At 63.9% G+C, this 17,207-nt stretch carries 13 protein-coding genes; 2 read left to right on the forward strand and 11 right to left on the reverse strand.

Translation table 11 applies throughout. From position 1 onward, the window contains the following. The first annotated feature begins 275 nt into the window (after window positions 1–275). Window positions 276–1,025 carry an NsdA family TPR-like regulatory protein gene (locus tag CHC08_RS50760; protein ID WP_218825431.1) on the forward strand — a complete coding sequence of 250 codons (750 nt, stop codon included), beginning with the start codon at window positions 276–278 and terminating at the stop codon, window positions 1,023–1,025. Window positions 1,026–1,464: 439 nt separating this feature from the next. On the opposite strand, the gene CHC08_RS48440 is transcribed toward CHC08_RS50760, so the two are convergent. The 4 genes from CHC08_RS48440 to leuA all read right to left on the reverse strand — a co-directional run bounded on the left by CHC08_RS48440 (window position 1,465) and on the right by leuA (window position 8,829). Further along, complete coding sequence (locus CHC08_RS48440) at window positions 1,465–2,601, reverse strand: restriction endonuclease subunit S (protein WP_143653321.1); 1,137 nt, start codon at window positions 2,599–2,601, stop codon at window positions 1,465–1,467. Next, window positions 2,598–4,079: a class I SAM-dependent DNA methyltransferase gene (locus CHC08_RS23015; RefSeq protein WP_089209426.1), complete on the reverse strand. Its 1,482-nt coding sequence runs from the start codon at window positions 4,077–4,079 to the stop codon at window positions 2,598–2,600. The genes CHC08_RS48440 and CHC08_RS23015 overlap by 4 nt, the downstream gene beginning before the upstream one ends. A gap of 196 nt (window positions 4,080–4,275) precedes the next feature. After that, window positions 4,276–6,738 (reverse strand): EcoAI/FtnUII family type I restriction enzme subunit R, encoded by a 2,463-nt coding sequence (hsdR, locus tag CHC08_RS23020; RefSeq protein WP_275937197.1) that lies wholly within the window; start codon window positions 6,736–6,738, stop codon window positions 4,276–4,278. 378 nt (window positions 6,739–7,116) lie between these two features. Further along, complete coding sequence (gene leuA / locus CHC08_RS23025; protein WP_089209428.1) at window positions 7,117–8,829, reverse strand: 2-isopropylmalate synthase; 1,713 nt, start codon at window positions 8,827–8,829, stop codon at window positions 7,117–7,119. Between the two features lie 368 nt (window positions 8,830–9,197). Here leuA and CHC08_RS23030 point away from each other — a divergent pair, with 368 nt between their 5' ends. Next, window positions 9,198–9,443, forward strand: coding sequence for a DUF2630 family protein (locus CHC08_RS23030; protein WP_089209429.1), 246 nt, complete (start codon window positions 9,198–9,200; stop codon window positions 9,441–9,443). Between the two features lie 152 nt (window positions 9,444–9,595). Here CHC08_RS23030 and CHC08_RS23035 read toward each other — a convergent pair whose 3' ends face one another. From CHC08_RS23035 to urtA, 7 genes are all read right to left on the reverse strand, one after another. Continuing rightward, a complete protein-coding gene (locus CHC08_RS23035) occupies window positions 9,596–10,639 on the reverse strand; it encodes a hypothetical protein (protein ID WP_089209430.1) in 1,044 nt (347 codons plus the stop codon). Window positions 10,640–10,643: 4 nt separating this feature from the next. Beyond that, window positions 10,644–12,062: a transporter substrate-binding domain-containing protein gene (locus tag CHC08_RS23040; RefSeq protein WP_089209431.1), complete on the reverse strand. Its 1,419-nt coding sequence runs from the start codon at window positions 12,060–12,062 to the stop codon at window positions 10,644–10,646. 130 nt (window positions 12,063–12,192) lie between these two features. Beyond that, window positions 12,193–12,882: an urea ABC transporter ATP-binding subunit UrtE gene (gene urtE / locus CHC08_RS23045; protein ID WP_089209432.1), complete on the reverse strand. Its 690-nt coding sequence runs from the start codon at window positions 12,880–12,882 to the stop codon at window positions 12,193–12,195. Beyond that, window positions 12,860–13,609 carry an urea ABC transporter ATP-binding protein UrtD gene (gene urtD / locus CHC08_RS23050; RefSeq protein ID WP_089209487.1) on the reverse strand — a complete coding sequence of 250 codons (750 nt, stop codon included), beginning with the start codon at window positions 13,607–13,609 and terminating at the stop codon, window positions 12,860–12,862. Before urtD ends, urtE begins: the two co-directional genes overlap by 23 nt. Before the next feature lie 5 nt (window positions 13,610–13,614). Next, window positions 13,615–14,724: an urea ABC transporter permease subunit UrtC gene (gene urtC, locus CHC08_RS23055; protein WP_089209433.1), complete on the reverse strand. Its 1,110-nt coding sequence runs from the start codon at window positions 14,722–14,724 to the stop codon at window positions 13,615–13,617. Beyond that, window positions 14,721–15,587, reverse strand: a complete 867-nt coding sequence (gene urtB, locus CHC08_RS23060) for an urea ABC transporter permease subunit UrtB (RefSeq protein ID WP_089209434.1) — start codon at window positions 15,585–15,587, stop codon at window positions 14,721–14,723. The genes urtC and urtB overlap by 4 nt, the downstream gene beginning before the upstream one ends. 121 nt (window positions 15,588–15,708) lie before the next feature. Then, complete coding sequence (urtA, locus tag CHC08_RS23065) at window positions 15,709–16,944, reverse strand: urea ABC transporter substrate-binding protein (protein WP_179282164.1); 1,236 nt, start codon at window positions 16,942–16,944, stop codon at window positions 15,709–15,711. Window positions 16,945–17,207: the final 263 nt, after the last annotated feature.

The following is a 17,207-nucleotide window of genomic DNA, read 5'->3' on the forward strand; positions in this document are numbered from 1 at the left end:
GACGTTTCTTGTCCGCCTCGGCATACTCCGTAGCCGCCGCGGTCCTGCCGCTGGAGTACGTCCGTGACATGGCCTCCCGTACGGCTGCGGCCCGCGCCAGCGGCATAGCCGGAAACGCGGAGGTAGCCGCAGTACGGGACATGGTGAGAATGTTCACCGAAATGGACGAGCGCCACGGTGGACAGCACGCTCGCTCCGCATTGGTCCAATACCTCATGAGCGATGTGGCTGTCCTATGCAAAGGACGTTTCCGTACGGAGGAAGCGCGTCGGCACATGCTGTCCGCCGCCGCCTCCGGGGTGCACCTGGCGGGTTGGAAAGCATACGATGCTGGTGAACAGGGTCTCGCCCAGAGGTATTACCTGCAGTCCTACGCCCTGGCTGCCGAGTCGGGTGTCATCGGGCATGACGCGTTCGTGATGCGGACCATGGCCCAGCAGGGAATGAAACTGCACCGGCCCGAGCACTGCCTCGCCCTCGCCGAAACCAGCCTTTCACGAGTCCGCGGAAAAGTCGACGCAGAGACCGAAGCCCTGTTCGTCGTTACGCACGCGCACGCCCTCTCGAAAACGGGCGAGCGCCGGGCCGCAGTCCTGGAGGTCGAACGCGCACATTCTCGCCTAACTACTGCGCAGGGTGATGAAGTGCCATTCTGGGCGTTGGCCTGGGGTCCGACCACAGCCACCGTCCACTCCCGCACCGCTAAGGTCTTCGAGACTCTCGGCGATCGGCGCAGAGCCGCCGAGCAATATGCCATCGCAGCCGCAAACCGGCCCTCGGGCACCTACGCGCGGATCGTCTCTCTCGACCTAGTTGCCCAAGCCGAGATGCAGGCCACGCAAGGCGGAGTCGAGGAGGCCTGCGCGATTTGGGGACGGGCGATGAACGTCATGGATGGCGTGCAATCTGTCCGCACACGCAAAGCCATCGTGGCCATGCGCCGTAGCCTGACTCCGTTCCGTGCCCGTGGGCTGCGGTGCGCCCAGGAACTAGACGAACGCGCAATCGACTTCCTTAGCAGCTAAAACAGTTCAGTTAGACGAAGGATCTCGCAAGAAAATCCCTGGGCTCATCCGAGGGCCGATTCGGCCAGGGCAACGGGGAAGGCTCTGGTCGGACAGGTGAGGGCGACTCTACCTCTCACCATCCAGAAGAAACCGAGCCCCCAATGTCGGCGCGCGATCAGTGGGGGCTGCCGTCCTCCCCCCTATCTGGAAATCGATTCGGGAGCGGACAAGTCACCGGAAGGTGGAGCGAACCTGATGACACACCAAACCGGTTCGACCTAAGCTGTGACTGTGTTCGCGGGCCCCCGCTTACCCTCAGGGAGTGGAACGCCTTCATCGGCAGCGTAAAAACGGCGAGTTCGACTGATTATCCTGCACCGTTCCGAGGAGAGCCCTCAACCAATACTGAGGACCTTCCCCCGAAGTCGCAACTCGTGAATACGAACTTGCGATGCACTCAAATCTGATTATTGAATGCAGCATTCAATGATGAAGCCTTCAATGCCTTCAAGATCTCTTCTTGATGTCTGCCAATCTTCTCAATTCGCGCTAAGCGATCGAACTTAATTGCAATGATTCGCTGCTCGTCGAGGTTGGGCAGAGGGACCCGGATCGAGAGCAACCTATTTGCAGAGACGCGCTCTCTACGTGCCCCCAATCCTTTCGATTCGCCCTGGAGCATGCCCCAGAAATCAGGCCACGAGCATAGATGCTTTATGTAATTCATGATTGCGCGGTCTTCACGGACAGCGAACGTAGGAAACTCTGGAGACAAGAACCATCCATCAAACTCGTCTGGCACTACACCAATGGCTCCTTCAAAAGCCTTCAAGCGGCTCATTACCAGGGAACCAGCATGAATGCGATGAAGCTTTTTATAACTAGTTTCATTACCTAGGATTGGACCTCGACCAAAAATCCCTCGCCCACGTCCGAAAACTCCCGCAATTCGATACGTCTCATCCGGAGAGACGTCAACCCCATCAATTTCCGAAATAAGAGCATCTCCAAGCGGAGCCCAGTTCGGAGAATCCCGCAAATATGACCCGAAAAGTTGTTCTCGAGCGATGGTCGAACGGGATCGATTTTGGCGAAAATCATCAATCCGACTGAACACCGCATCGAGCCGACCTGCAACGCGGCGCTGCTCATCAAGATTCGGAAGGGGGATCCTCATCGATTCAAAATTCTTGATAGATAAAGTCTGATTGCGCAAGACCGTCCCAGTCGAAGTACCTTTTATTAAAGTGCGACCCGCTTCGCTTTGAAAAAAGTAATTTATATAGGAGAGATCAATTTCGCCAGCGGGTGCGTAGCTTAAAAATCGACTAGAACCAACGCAGTCTTTCTCCGCATCTCCCGATACCGCGATAGCACCTTCCCAAGCCATGATGTTACTAACAATTAGACGGTTCGGCCTCAATTTAAAATACCGAAGCCTACTCAGATCTTCACCTTTAACAGGAAGACGATGAAAAATGCCCTTCCCGAAGGAGCGAATCCCAATCTGTACATACTCTGATTCCAGATCTATTTCCAAGGGAATTCGCTCAAGTTTGAGAACCGAACCCAGTGTCGTCTGCTTTACACTCATTTCGTCTCCTCAAAGTCGACGCCGAGCTCTTCGAGGAGGCATAGGATCTCGCGTTCAGCAGCGATCAGATCGGCAATCAATTCTTGCGGCCGTCGGTGAGCGAGATCTTCTCCGCTGTTTGGGTTGGTCAGATCGAGGTTAAAACCACCCGCTTCGATGTCCGCGATCGAAACCCACCAAGCATGATCGTTCTCTTCGCGTCTCTCACGCTTCTGCCCACCCCACCACGTCATACACTCGTCGAATTCCTCGTCCCGCATGGGCTTGGTCTTGCTATAACCCTTACGCCCTTCAGGAGGAAGAATTTGGTAAAACCAGGTCTCTTTCGTCGGACCAGTTTTATCAAAGAAAAGCACGTTGGCCGGGATCTGAGTGTAAGGCGCAAAGACACCTTGCGGCAGCCGTACGATCGTGTGAAGATCACACTCGCGCAGCAGTCGTTCCTTAATCCGGGCACCGGCGCCGTCACCGAAGAGCACACCGTTGGGTAGGACAATCGCACAACGACCGCCAGGCTTGAGCTTGTCGAGGATCGCAACGAGGAACAGCCAGGCCGTCTCCTTTGTCCTAATCCCCTTGGAGAAACGCTCCGAGACCGAGGTCTCCTCCTCCCCGCCGAACGGAGGATTGGTAAGGACCACATCGACCTTACTCGTATGGCCTAACTCGCTGGTCATCTGGACTAGGGCATTGTTCCGTACGATGGTCGGTTTATCGACCCCATGCAGAATAAGGTTCATCAGGCAGAGCAGGTAAGGTAGCGGCTTTTTCTCGATGCCCCGCAGATCTTTCTGTAGCTGCTGTCTCGCTGCCGTATTGTCGGCCTTGTCGTCCAGCGCTTCGAGGCTCTCGACCAGGAAACCTCCCGTTCCGCAAGCCGGGTCGAGAATACTCTCCCCCAACGCTAAGAATGACTGCTTCACCGCGAATCGAATCACCGGCCTCGGCGTGTAGAATTCACCCGAGTCTCCGGCGGCGTCGCGCACCTCTCGAAGAATCGACTCGTATAGGTAGGCCATCGTGTGAATGTCGTCGCTAGACGCGAAGTTAATCTCATTGAGCTGGCGGACGAGATCGCCGAGTAGATAGCCGGAGAGCATCCGGTTGTGGATGTCCTTGAAAAGGTCGATAAGCACTTTGTCTCGAGGAGCCGCTTCCTCCAGGCTTCCTTTGAGGTACGGCAGCAGCTGACCGTTGACAAAGTCACGTAGCGCGTCACCGTACATCTCAGTGTCACCCGCCCAGTCACGCCAGCGGTAAGGCGCCTCGATCGCCGGACGATAGTCGTCCTCGACCAGCTCCCGATTGTCCTCCAGGGCGTCGAAGGCCCGTAGAAACAGCAACCAGGAGAGCTGCGGCAAACGGTCCAGGTCGCCACTGAGCCCCGCATCCTTGCGCATGATGTCACGCGCGGACTTGATAACCGCGCTCAGCCGGGCGCGTGAGGTTTTGTCGGCGGTCTTATTGGCCGCTGCCATCAAGGGGGATCCTTCCGTTGTTGCCGGTGACTACGCCCGCGCGGAGAGTATCGGAGACTCCGGATGTCCCAGGACGAGCCGTGAACTGAACGGCAGCGAGGACGGTCACAGGCGCAGGCTCATCGTAGTGGACGGCCACGGCGATTCGAATTTAGTTTCGCGTATGTGGCATACGCGAAACTAAAGAGACTTGTAGCTACGCGGCGTCGTAGACGTACAGTCCGAGCCGGTCCAGGGCTTCTCGGAGCTCGTCTCCTCCGCCAAAGCGGGCCGCCAGTTCCGACGGACTGCCCATCTCCCTGAGCGGCGGCAGGGTGAGCACGTTCGGCCTCAGCTCGACCGGGCCATGCTCGATGTATTTGTCCAGTACGAACTCTAAGATCTCCCGCGCATCCGCCGCGAACGAGTCGAGGAACTTCCGGTGCTCTCTCCTCACCCTGCGGGCCCGCTCCCTGCGGGTCATGGCTGGGAGCTCCCAGGCCGCAGAGAGCAGGAGGTCAAGGGGGTCGGCGTCGTGATCGTCCATCTGCTCGGCCAGCACCTTGATGTCGATCCCCTGCCCTCTCAGCTCCCGAAGGATGTCCGCCCGCGACTTGGCCCGGGCCCACTGCCCGCGCAGCTCTGTGGGGCTCAAATTAAGTTTGCGGACCTGGCCTCCGGCAAACACGCGATACTCGATCATCTTGGGCCGGCCGCTGTCGGTGTCCATGACGTAGAGGGTGTCGTTCCAGATGAACACATCCTGGCCGTCCACATAGAGCCTGCGGGCCCGCGTAGTGAGCGTGGAGATCAACTCGTCGTCACTCATCCCCGCGCCGGGGTCGAGAGCCCCTTCCTCCTGCTGTTCGTATTCGGCTTCGGATTCGGTGACACCTGATTGCTCGGAGGTGAGATCCTCCTCAACGCTCTCGATCAGATGCCCGTCGTCGTCGACTCGGTCCTCGTAACGACGAACGGGCGGCCCGTCGAACGTCGGATCGTTGAACATCCTCGTCGCGTAGACGAAGTCAATGATGTCGAAGCTGAACTTGTTTTTCTCCTTGAACAGTCTCGTGCCGCGTCCCACGATCTGCTTGAACTCGGTCATGGAGCCGATCGGGCGGAAGATCACGATGTTTCGGACCGTGGGCATATCTACACCGGTGGAGAGCAGCCTCGACGTCACAGCGATCACTGGCGTGTCGGAGTCGACCTTCTTGAACTCGTCGAGATGTGCGAGTCCGGCCTCTCCATCCTTGGAGGTGATCCGGACAACGTAGTCATTGCCGTACTGCCGCGATAAGTCCTGGTTCAGATTATTCAGCGCGATGCGCATGCGACTGGCGTGGTCGGAGTCGACACAGAAAACGATGGTCTTGTCCATGCCCTTGGATTCGCTCTTGCGCAGCAGGTCCGTCAGATATTGGGCCGCGACCTCGGTGCGTTCCTTGATCTCCAACACCCGCTCGAAGTCCGGCTGGGTGTAGTCCCGGTCAGGAATCGGCGTGCCGTATCGGTCGACTTGACCCGACTCGGGCCTCCACCCGTAGACGTCAACGTTGATGTTCGTCCGGCGGACCCTGTAAGGGGCGAGGAACCCGTCCTCGATGCCGTCCTTGAGGGAGTACTCGTAGACGGGATCGCCAAAATATCGATAAGTATCGGCGTCACGTTCCCTGATGGGCGTCGCGGTGAGACCGACCTGCACGGCCGAATCGAAGTAGTCTAGGATCCGCCGCCAGTTAGAGTCCTCCTTAGCGCTCCCCCGATGGCACTCGTCGACGATGATCAGATCGAAGTAGTCCTTGCCGAATTTCTCGAACAATGCCTTCTGGTCACCAGTCGCCGCCTTGCCCTGTTGGTCAAGGGACTGATAAAGCGCGAAGTAGATGTGGCGCCCCAGCTTTGCCACCCCACCACCCAGCTTGTGAACGGCCTCGCCGAATCCCTGGACGAAGTATTCATCCTTCGGCTGATCCACGAGAACATTCCGGTCGGCGAGATAAAGCACCTTCGGCGGACGACCTTCGATCCACTTTCCTCTGGAGAGCTTCTTCACGATCTGGTACGCCACCAGAGTCTTCCCCGTGCCAGTAGCCAGGACGAGGAGAACGCGATCCTTACCTTGCCCAATGGCCTCAAGCGTCTTGTTGACCGCGAGCCGCTGGTAGTAGCGAGGAACCTTCGGCGTGTTGTCCCAGTTCGTCAACGACTGATCGAAGGGCGTGAGTACAAGGTCCGTGGCAAGCCCCTCATCGAGTCCCTTTGCCCGGCGGTAACGAGCCCACAGCTCATCGGGCGAAGGATAGGCATCGATCTCGGTGATCATGCCCGCGTCGAGGTCGATCTCTTGGATCTTGAGCCCGTTCGTGGCATAGGCGAAGGGCACTTCTAGCTTCTTCGCATATCGCTTGGCCTGCTCAATGCCGTCGTCCGCCTTGATGGACGTCCGTTTGACCTCGACCACCGCGATTGGCATCCCTGGACGATATTCGAGCCCGTAGTCAGCCCTCAGATGCAGTCCCCGCCTGGGCCTGCCACCGGCCGCGAGAATTCTCCCATCCGTAATGGGGTATTCATCGCAGATCTGATCTCGCTTCCAGCCCGCCAACTTCAGGTCGCGCTCGACCATCGTCCGCCGAGTCTCGTTCTCATTTGGGCTAAGAGATCCACTGGTCACAGTCAATTAATACTCGATAAAACCAGCGAAAGATCGTAGCTCCACCAGACCGTAACGTTGACCTCCCGTGTTTCTCGAGTCTCTTCCTGCTCAGCCCCGAGAAGGTCAGCGGGTGTCCCAGGCTGCCCAGTGGTGAGCTCGATGAAGACCAATGCAAAGACTCAAGGACTCGACCGCGCCCGTGCGGGTTTCGCGGTGGGCGCGGTCGGGTGAGCGACGTTGATGCCTTGTGGGCGGTTGTCGGGCGTCACTGATCGGCAGGTCGTACCGGGCAGCGGGTGTCGGCGGCCCGGCAGGTCGTACCGGGCAGCGGGTGTCGGCGGCCCGGCAGGTCGTGCCGGGCGGCGCGGGGCGTACGTCAGCGGAGGGCGCGGATGGTCAGCGTCCGGTCCGGTTGACGGCGGAGACCACGGCCTTGAGGGCGGCGGTGGTGGTGTTGGCGTCGATGCCGACTCCCCACAGGGTCTGGCCGGCGATCTCGCACTCGATGTAGGAGGCGGCCTTGGCCTCGGCGCCGGAGCTCAGCGCGTGCTCGGCGTAGTCCAGGACGCGGACCTCGACCCCGACTCCGGCCAGGGCGTCGCAGAAGGCGGAGATGGGACCGTTGCCGACCCCCTCGACCTCGCGGATCTCACCGCCGACACGCAGGTCGACGCTGATGGCGTCCTTCTCATCGGCCCCGGAGACGTGACGGTGGGCCAGAAGGCCCAGGCGGCCCCATGGGCTGGCAGCGTTCGGCAGGTATTCGTCGGTGAACGCCTCCCACATCTGGGCCGGGCTCACCTCGCCGCCGAGGGCGTCGGTGCGGGCCTGTACGGCGCGGGAGAACTCGATCTGCAGGCGGCGCGGCAGGTCCAGGTGGTGGTCGGCCTTCATGATGTAGGCGACCCCGCCCTTGCCGGACTGGCTGTTGACCCGGATGACCGCCTCGTAGGTGCGGCCGATGTCCTTGGGGTCGATCGGCAGGTACGGCACCGCCCAGGTGAACTCGTCCATCGGGACGCCCGCGGCGGCCGCGTCGCGCTCCAGGTGCTCGAGCCCCTTCTTGATGGCGTCCTGGTGGGAGCCGGAGAAGGCGGTGTAGACGAGCTCGCCGCCCCAGGGGTGACGCGGGTGGACCGGCAGCTGGTTGCAGTATTCGGTGACCCGGCAAACCTCGTCGATGTCGGAGAGGTCGATCTCCGGGTCGATGCCCTGGGAGAACAGGTTCATGCCCAGCGTGACCAGGCAGACGTTGCCGGTGCGCTCGCCGTTGCCGAACAGGCAGCCCTCGATCCGGTCGGCCCCGGCCATGTAGCCCAGCTCGGCGGCGGCCACGGCGGTGCCCCGGTCGTTGTGCGGGTGCAGGGACAGCACGATCGAGTCGCGATAGGCCAGGTTGCGGTGCATCCACTCGATCTGGTCGGCATAGATGTTGGGCGTGGCCATCTCGACGGTGGCGGGCAGGTTGATGATGACCTTGCGGTCGGGAGTGGGCTGCCAGACGTCGTTGACGGCGTCGCAGACCTCCACGGCGTACTCCAGCTCGGTGCCGGTGAAGGACTCCGGGGAGTACTGGAAGTAGATCTCCGTGTCGTCCATCTCGGCGGCCAGCTTCTTGCACAGCTTGGCGCCTTCGACCGCGATGGCGGTGATGCCCTCCCTGTCCTGGCCGAAGACGACCCGGCGCTGGAGGGTCGAGGTGGAGTTGTACAGGTGGATGATGGCCTGCTTGGCGCCGCGCACCGACTCGAAGGTCCGCTCGATCAGCTCGGGCCTGGCCTGGGTCAGGACCTGGATGACCACGTCGTCGGGGACCCGGCCCTCTTCGATGATCTGCCGTACGAAGTCGAAGTCGGTCTGCGAGGCGGCGGGGAAGCCCACCTCGATCTCCTTGTAGCCCATCTTCACCAGCAGCTCGAACATCTTGAGCTTGCGGTGGGAGTCCATCGGGTCGATCAGCGCCTGATTGCCGTCACGCAGGTCGACGGCACACCATCGGGGGGCACTCTCGATGACCTCGCCGGGCCAGGTGCGGTCATCGAGCCGAACCGGGACAAAGGGCTGATAACGCTTGAACGGCATGGGACTGGGCTGCTGCTGCGGGTACATGCAATGGCTCCTCGACTGGTGAAACAATCGCGGCCGACGCGCATGGCTCTCTCCGCGACAAGGGAGCCGACCTCTACAGGCCCTCGTCGCGGCAGCTAAGAAGCAGGCCGCGCAGCATGACTAGCAGGCTAGCAGACGGCCTTGAATTCCTGAGACCGAAGCCCACATGATGAGATCTCCGGCCTCCGTGAGCCGTTCCGGAGGACTTCTCCCCCGACGATTCGCCAGGTCGTCGCGGCGCCGATCCGGTGACGGCGGCCGGGGTCACGGACCGCATGATCCTGGTCGAGTACGGCTCTTGGGCTCCGAAGGAGTGGTCACCTGCTGATCGGATAAAGTCCCAGGGAAACTCTGACAGGGGAAACGGTATGAACGACGTCGATATTCTCGCCCACATCAACAAGCTCATCGCCGAGGAGCGCGAGCTCCGCGACCGGCTGGGGACCCACGCGATCTCCTCGAATGAGGAGAACAACCGGATCAAGCATCTGGAGGAGGCGCTCGACCAGGCCTGGGACCTGCTCAGGCAGCGCCGGGCACGCCGGGAGTTCGGGGAGGACCCCGACTCGGCGGCACCGCGCCCGATCGACGAGGTCGAGGGCTACCGTCAGTAGTCGCTCGCTCCGAGAAACCCCTGCGGACACGCTCGATGGGTCGCGGCGGGCGGTCAAGCGGGCGTGATCATCGAAGGAACAGGCGACGGGGGCGGGGGCGACGGGTGGTCACGGTCAGCCGGAGTCCGGGGGTGGGGCGCGGGCGGTCGCGGTCAGCCGAGGTCCGGGGTGAGGCCGGGAACGGGGGCCGACTCCGTGAAGCGGCCCTGGCAGGCCAGGTCAGGCGAGTCGGGGGGCACGATCGGCAGGGCCGGGGCGAGCCAGGAGATCATGCTCTGCTCGACGTACCAACCGTGCAGGTTCACGGACGTCCTGGGCACCTCTCCGGGATCGGGGCAGAGAATCCTCGACCGGAGCCGGTCGTTCGGGACGAAGCTGACGCGGCCCTCGCGGTCCAGGACGGTGGACATCTGGTCGTCACTGCCGACCAGATAGCCCACGATCACGCTGCTTGAGTCCTTCTCCTTCTCGTCATCGGTGATCGTCATGGCGATCAGCGGCAGGATCGGCGCCTTTATCACGACCACACCGACCAGGAACGGCGTGAGCGCCGCTATCGCGATCGCGATGCCGTGGGTCAGCACCTTGGCGGGCGCCACGGGCACCGGGCCGGTCAGCAGCGCCGTGAACCCCGGCGGGAGCACGAGGAGGAGCGCGGTCGCCACATCCCCCTCGGCGAACGCGATGACGATGGCCGGCCACAACAGTACGTAGGAGAGCACCGCCGCCATCAGCGGCAGCGCGTAACAGAACGTGGTCCGCAGCTCCGCGTGGCCCGGGAACCGGTCGCGCACCGTCAGGCCCATCACGGCCAGCGCGAGCATCGCCAGCGTCGGCAGGAATCGCAGCTGCCAGGTGAACGCGCCCACCACGACGGTCAGGACCACGACCCAGTCGGGCAACCGCTCGGCGACGCGCACCAGCCATGACGAGTGACCCGTACTGATCCGGTAGAGGGTGCCGAGGAGCCGTCCGCCGAGGACGACGACGGGCAGCACCCACAGCATCGCCAGCAGGACCGCGCTCAACATGCCCAGCGGGCTGACGGTCTGCACGAGCAGGAGCAGCGTCTGGGTGTCCTGCTTGCTGGCGTACCAGAGCCGCAACACCAGCAGGACGAGCGGGAACACCGGCAGCAGCGCGAGGAACCACTCCTGGTTCCTCGGCGCGTTCTTGATCCGCGTGTTGGGCTTCATCCGGCTAACACCCCAGTACGGAGAGGGTTCGCTCCCAGGGCCACCTGCGCACCGGGGGAGGAAGCGTGCAGGGCTGCTCCGCCCGGGCCACGCTCCCCTGGTAGCCTCCGGAGCCGTCGTCCAGCGGAAGGATGTACTTGTCGTAGGCCTCCTCCCACCTCCGGTCCCGGGGGTCGGCGTAGGAACGGTAAAGGGAGAGGTCGACCAGGGTGCGCAGTGCGGCGTTGCTGCCCGCGTTGACCGCCCACATCTCCGTCTTCTCCAACCCGAGATCGTGGTGGACCAGCCTCTCCGCGGGCCCCTTTTTCGCGGAGTCCTTGACGAATCCCGCCAGAAGGGCCGCATCCGTGGTCACCGCGTCGAAGTCTCCTTTCTTCAGCCCCTCCACGCAGTCCTTGAGCGAGTTCATGCCGGTGATCTCGGTCCCCGACGCCTGCCCCCCGGTCGCGTCGAACAGCGCGCCCTCGGAGGTCGAGGTGCCGAGCGTGCATACCCTGCTGTCCCTCAGCTGCTTCAAGTCAGTGATCTTCTTGGGAAGTTTGGTCCCCGCCTCCATGGTCACCACGGACTGCTCGGTGAAAAAATAGGGCTTGGAGAAGCCGACGGCGGGGTTCGCCTGACGGTCGGGCGTCACGCTGAAGCTCGCGACCACGAGGTCCGCTCTGACGGACTTGCCCTCGGCGTTCTTCCCCTGCATGAGGTCGTCGTTCCTCCCCTGCATGCGCGCCCTGTCCTCGGTCTCGATGGACAGGAATTCGATCTCTTTCGGCAGGTAACCCAGATCCGCGGCGATCATGCGCGCGATCTCGATGTCGAAACCCTCGAACCCGCCGCCCCGCTTACGCTCGGCGATGTACGGGGTGTCGCCCTTCACGCCGATCCGGATCTTGTTGTTGGTCCCGTTGGTGTTCTTGGTCCTGTTGTTGGACAGTCCCGCCTGCTCCCACAGCTCGGCCTCGGTGGGCGGCCCGCTCCCCCACAGGACGGACACTCCGACCACGGCCGCGGCGAGGACCAGCGCGATCCACGCGGACAGCCGGAATCGCCGGAACCTGCGCAGGCGGGGCTTCAGTGACGGCCCCGGCCATGCGACCTCGGCGTTCTCCGAGCCCTCGGCCCGCTGCTCCCCGGACCATCGATCAGGCTCGTCACCGTCCTGCGGAACCCGCTGGTCACCGCCCTCATCGGACGGTGGGTCGTGCTCGTCACCGGCCCACCGGACCTGCTGATCGTCGTCCTCGACAGGCGGCGGGTCGTGCTCGTCACCGATCCACCGAGCCTGAGGATCACGATCCCCGGCCTCCCCGGTAGACCACAATTCGTGCGCGCCGTCGGGCGGCCCGTGGTGCTCCCGGTCATGCCGCTCGGAGGGAGCCGACGACTCCTCCGGACGCATTCCCCCGTCCGCAGGTTTATCCGCCATAACGCCCCCGGACTCCGTTTTTTGACAGAGTATGCCGCCGTCATCCGCCGCATAGGCATCTTCACCAAGAAGAGATCGAATGCCGCTTTCGGGACGTCAGATACGGCTTTCCGGACGCGGGAAACCCTGTTCAGACGGCAAGGAGGCGGTGGATCTCCTCTCCGCGCAGTTCCTCGGCCGCCCCCGAGTGGACGACGTGCCCGGCGTCGAGGATGAGGAAGCGGTCGGCCAGGCGCAGTGCCAGGTCCAGGTACTGCTCGACCAGCAGGAGCGACAGACCCGAGGCGTGCAGCCGCTCGATCGCCTCCTCGATCTCGATGATGATCGACGGCTGGATGCCCTCGGTGGGCTCGTCCAGGATGAGCAGCTTGGGACGGGTGACCAGGGCGCGGGCGATGGCGAGCTGCTGTTGCTGCCCGCCGGACAGGAATCCGGCGCGCCGTTTGAGCAGCGGTTTCAGGCGGGGGAAGGTCTCCAGCGCCTCTTCCAGCGCCTCCTGCGGCCCGCCGGAGGCCTCCAGGGTGACCTGGAGGTTGCCGAGCACGCTGAGCTGGGGAAAGCTCTCGTGCCCCTGGGGGACGTACGCCATGCCGAGCCGTACCCGCTCGTGGGGCGGCAGACGCGTCACGTCGCGGCCCTCGAAGGTGACCGATCCGGCGGTGGCGGGCAGCACGCCCATCACGGTGTTGAGCAGCGTGGTCTTGCCCACCCCGTTGCGGCCCATCACGCAGACCAGTTGCGCGGGCTCCACCTCCAGGGAGACCCCGAACAGAACCCTGGCCCTGCCGTATCCGGCGTCAAGATTGTTTACCGACAGCATCGCTTGGCTTCCTTCCGAGATAGACCTCCTGCACGCGCGGGTCGTCGCGGATCTGATCGACAGATCCCTCGATGAGCACCCTGCCCTCGTGCAGGACCGTGACCTGCGAGGCATACCTGCGCAGGAACTCCATGTCATGTTCGATCACGATCACCGTGTGGTCGCGTGCCACCGACGTCATCAGCTCGCCGGTGCGCTCCCGCTCGTCCTTCGACATTCCGGCCACCGGCTCGTCCAGCAGGAGCAGCTTGGGCCCCTGGGTGAGCAGCATGCCGATCTCCAGCCACTGCCGCTGCCCGTGGGAGAGCACTCCGGCGGGACGGTCCGCCAGCGGTCCGAGCTCGGTGATCTCCAGCGCCCCGGCGACGGCGTCGGAAACGCCTCGTCTCCGCCGCGCCAGCGACCAGAGCGGCTGCCGGAACGACGCGGCCAGGTCGAGGTTCTCCAGGACGGTGAGCTCCTCGAAGACCACCGAGGTCTGGAAGGTCCGCCCGACGCCGAGCCGTACGATCTGGTGCTCGCGCAGGCCGACCAGGCTGCGCCCGTCGAAGACGACCTCGCCGGTGGTCGGGCGGGTGAGGCCGGTGATGACGTCGATGAGCGTGGTCTTGCCCGCGCCGTTGGGCCCGATCAGGAACCGCAGCTCACCCTGTTCGACGGTCAGGTCGATGCCGTCGATGGCCCGGAAGCCGTCGAAGACCACCGACAGCCCGCGCACCTCGATCATCGCGCTCACGCGACCTCCTCCATGACTCTCCTGCCGGGGGCGTCCGCGGGTGGGGGTTCGGGATCGCCGCTCCGGGCCGTCCGCCGTCGCGCCAGGGCGTCGCGGGCCGACGCCGCCAGGCCGAGGATCCCCTTGGGGGCCAGGGTCATGACGAGGATGAACAGCGCGCCCTGCAGGTACAGCCAGCCGTCGGCGAACTGCTCGCTGAAGGACGTCTTTGCGTATCCCATGACAACCGCGCCGAGGATGGCCCCGGCCAGGGCGAACCTGCCGCCCACCGCGACCGCGACGACGAGTTCGAGGGAGGGGACCACGCCCAGCAGCGCCGGCGAGATGATCCCGACGACGGGCACGAACAGCGCACCCGCGAGCCCGGCCATACCCGCCGAGATGGCGAAGGTGACGGTCTTGACCCTGGCGGGGTCGTAGCCGAGGAACCTGACGCGGTCCTCACCGTCCCTGACCGCGACGAGCAACCGCCCGAAGCGGCTGTTCACCAACTGCCGCGCGCCGAGATAGAGCAGCCCGGTCGCGATCGCGACCGCGAAGTACAGTCCCCGCTGGGTGGAGTCGGCCGCCAGGTCCTGGCCGAACAGGTCGAAGAAGTTGGTCAGGCCGTTGGTGCCGCCGGTCAGACCCTGCTGGCCGACGAGCAGGATGACAAACGCGGCGGCGAGCGCCTGGGTGAGGATCGCGAAGTACGCGCCGCGCACCCGCTGCCTGAACACCAGCAGGCCCAGCACCGTCGCGATCAGCATCGGCCCGATGACGACCATGGCCAGCGCGAACACCGGGTTGGCGAACGGTTTCCAGAGCGCGGGCAGCTGCTCGACCCCGCTCCAGACCATGAAATCCGGCAGGTCTCCCTGGGCGTCCACCAGCTTCAGGTGCATGGCCATCGCGTAGCCGCCGAGCCCGAAGAACACCCCCTGGCCGAGCGCCAGCATGCCACCCTGTCCCCAGGCCAGGCCGATGCCCAGGGCGACGATCGCGAAGCAGAGATATTTGGCCAGCAGGCCGAGACGGAAGGGCTCCAGCAGGAGCGGGGCCACGACCAGGGCCAGCACGGCCACCGCCGCGAAGACACCCGGTCCCTTGAGGCGTGCGAGGTTCATGTCAGCGCCCTCGATCGGAGTACGAACAGTCCCTGCGGCCGGAACTGGAGGAAGGCGACGATCGCGGCGAACACGATGACCTTCGCCAGACTGGCGTCGCTCCAGAACTCGGCGTAGGAGTTGAGCAGGCCGAGCCCCGCGGCGGCGATGACCGCTCCGCGCAGCTGACCGAGCCCCCCGGCGACGACCACGAGGAAGGCGTCGACGATGTAGTAGGTGCCGAGGGCCGGTCCGACCGGGCCGATCAGGGTGAGCGCCACCCCGGCCACTCCGGCGAGACCCGAGCCGATGAAGAAGGTGCGCTGGTCCACCTGGCCGGTGTTGATGCCGCTGACCGCGGCGAGCTGCCGGTTCTGCATCACGGCCTGCATCCGGCGGCCCTGGCCGGTGCGGTTCATGTAGGCCCAGATGCCGACGACGGTGGCGAGCGCGAGGGCGAAGATGAACAGCCGGTTGTACGGCAGGGGCCCGATCCCGCCCTGCAGCCAGGTGGGCGCCTGGACCTGGACGTTGGGCGCCCCGAACAGGTCGCGGGCGAGCTGCTGAAGCACGAGGCTGACGCCCCAGGTGAGAAGCAGGGTGTCGAGCGGGCGTCCGTAGAAGTGCCTGATCGCGGTCCGCTCCAGGATCAGTCCCATCAGTCCCGCGACCAGGAACGCCACCGGCAGGGCCACGATCACAGCCATCCGGCCGGTGAGATCCTGCAGCAGGTAGGCGGTGTACGCCCCGGCCATGATGAACTCGCCGTGGGCCATGTTGATCACGCCCATCTGGCCGAACGTGAACGTCAGTCCGAGCGCGATGAGGAGCAGCACGGCGCCGATGGACAGGCCGATCGGGAGCTGGTTGAGAAATGCCTCCACCGGTGTCCCCTTTCCTACGAGTGTGTGGCTCCGGAACCGGGCCGTGCCGCGTTGTGGGCGCGTCACGGTGCTGCCCGTGATCAGGTACGACCCGGATCCGAAGCCGGTCTACGGGGAGGCGTCAGCCGTTGGACAGGCCGCTCGCCCAGGGGTAGCCCTTCAGGTAGGGGTCGGGCTTGATCGGCTCGCCGGAGTTCCAGACCTCCTTGATGAGGCCGTCGGGCTGGATGACCCCGATGCGGGCCGTCTTGTACATGTGCTGGTTCTCGCCGTCGATGGTGACCAGGCCCTCGGGGCGCTCGACGGCGATTCCCCCAGCGGCCTTCCTGACGGCCTCGACCTCCACGGTCCCGGCCTTCTTGGCCGCCGCCGCCCAGAGGTAGACCGCGTTGTATCCGGCCTCCATCGGGTCGGAGGTCACCTTGTCGGCGCCGTACTTGGCCTTGAACGCGGCGACGAACTTCTCGTTGGCCGGGGTCTCGGTGGTCTGGTAGTAGTTCCAGGCGACCGGGTGGCCGGCGATGTTGTCCACGCCGATGCCCTTGACCTCTTCCTCGGCGACGCTCACCGACAGCACGGGCATCTCCTGCGCGGTGACCCCGGCGCTGTTGAGCTGCTTGAAGAACGCGACGTTGCTGTCGCCGTTGAGCGTGTTGAAGACCGCGTCCGGCTTGGCCTGGACGACCTTGTTGGTCAGCGTGCTGTACTCGGTGTGGCCGAGCGGGGTGTACTCCTCGCCGAGGATCTCCATCCCGTTCGCCGCCGCGTACGCCTTGATGATCTTGTTGGCGGTGCGCGGGAAGACGTAGTCGCTGCCGACCAGGAAGATCTTCTTCTTGCCCTGTTCCTTGAGGTAGTCCAGGCCGGGGATGATCTGCTGGTTGGTGGTGGCGCCGGTGTAGAAGATGTACGGCGAGCTCTCCAGCCCCTCGTACTGCACCGGATACCAGAGCAGGGCCTTGCTCCGCTCGAAGACCGGCAGCATCGCCTTGCGGCTGGCCGAGGTCCAGCCGCCGAAGGTGGTGGCGACCTTGTCCTGGCGGATCAGCTTGGTGGCCTTCTCCGCGAAGGTCGGCCAGTCGGAGGCTCCGTCCTCCACGACGGGGGTGAGCTTCTTGCCGAGCACGCCGCCGGACGCGTTGATCTCCTCGATGGCGAGCAGTTCGGCGTCCCTGACGGTCACCTCACTGATGGCCATGGTGCCACTCAGGGAATGCAGGATGCCGACCTTGATGGTGTCGCCGGCGCCACCGGCGACCGAGGCACTCTCGCTCGCCGGGGCTTCGCCGCCACACGCGGTGAGGGCGGTGGCCAGCGCCGCGATGGCGACACCGGAGCGCCAGACTGAATTCCTCAATGACTTTCCTCCTTGCCGGTACGGCCCCCGCACCGATCTATCTGCCGCCAAGGTGACTGAGTGAGGTTTCCCGTTGAGATCACATTTGTTAATTGCGCTTTACTGGGATATCACCGACGTGACAGGACAAGGCAGTACAAGCACGCCAGAGGGTAGAAACGCAAACATTCATCGGCGAATCAGCCCCGGTCCCGCCGCGATTCCCGCCACCTTCCGCGCACGCTGGCCTTCTCGCGAGAAAGCGCGGAGACTCGTCACGAAGA

Source organism: Streptosporangium subroseum, assembly GCF_900188345.1.
Lineage (GTDB): Bacteria > Actinomycetota > Actinomycetes > Streptosporangiales > Streptosporangiaceae > Streptosporangium > Streptosporangium subroseum.

Excerpts from the sequence above, each read along its gene's own strand:
- urtE (WP_089209432.1), bottom strand. The coding sequence starts at position 12,882 with ATGCTGTCGGTAAACAATCTTGACGCCGGATACGGCAGGGCCAGGGTT.
- urtC (WP_089209433.1), bottom strand. The coding sequence starts at position 14,724 with ATGAACCTCGCACGCCTCAAGGGACCGGGTGTCTTCGCGGCGGTGGCC.
- urtD (WP_089209487.1), bottom strand. The coding sequence starts at position 13,609 with ATGATCGAGGTGCGCGGGCTGTCGGTGGTCTTCGACGGCTTCCGGGCC.
- CHC08_RS50760 (WP_218825431.1), top strand. The coding sequence starts at position 276 with ATGCTGTCCGCCGCCGCCTCCGGGGTGCACCTGGCGGGTTGGAAAGCA.
- CHC08_RS48440 (WP_143653321.1), bottom strand. The coding sequence starts at position 2,601 with ATGAGTGTAAAGCAGACGACACTGGGTTCGGTTCTCAAACTTGAGCGA.
- CHC08_RS23040 (WP_089209431.1), bottom strand. The coding sequence starts at position 12,062 with ATGGCGGATAAACCTGCGGACGGGGGAATGCGTCCGGAGGAGTCGTCG.
- CHC08_RS23035 (WP_089209430.1), bottom strand. The coding sequence starts at position 10,639 with ATGAAGCCCAACACGCGGATCAAGAACGCGCCGAGGAACCAGGAGTGG.
- leuA (WP_089209428.1), bottom strand. The coding sequence starts at position 8,829 with ATGTACCCGCAGCAGCAGCCCAGTCCCATGCCGTTCAAGCGTTATCAG.
- CHC08_RS23030 (WP_089209429.1), top strand. The coding sequence starts at position 9,198 with ATGAACGACGTCGATATTCTCGCCCACATCAACAAGCTCATCGCCGAG.
- CHC08_RS23015 (WP_089209426.1), bottom strand. The coding sequence starts at position 4,079 with ATGGCAGCGGCCAATAAGACCGCCGACAAAACCTCACGCGCCCGGCTG.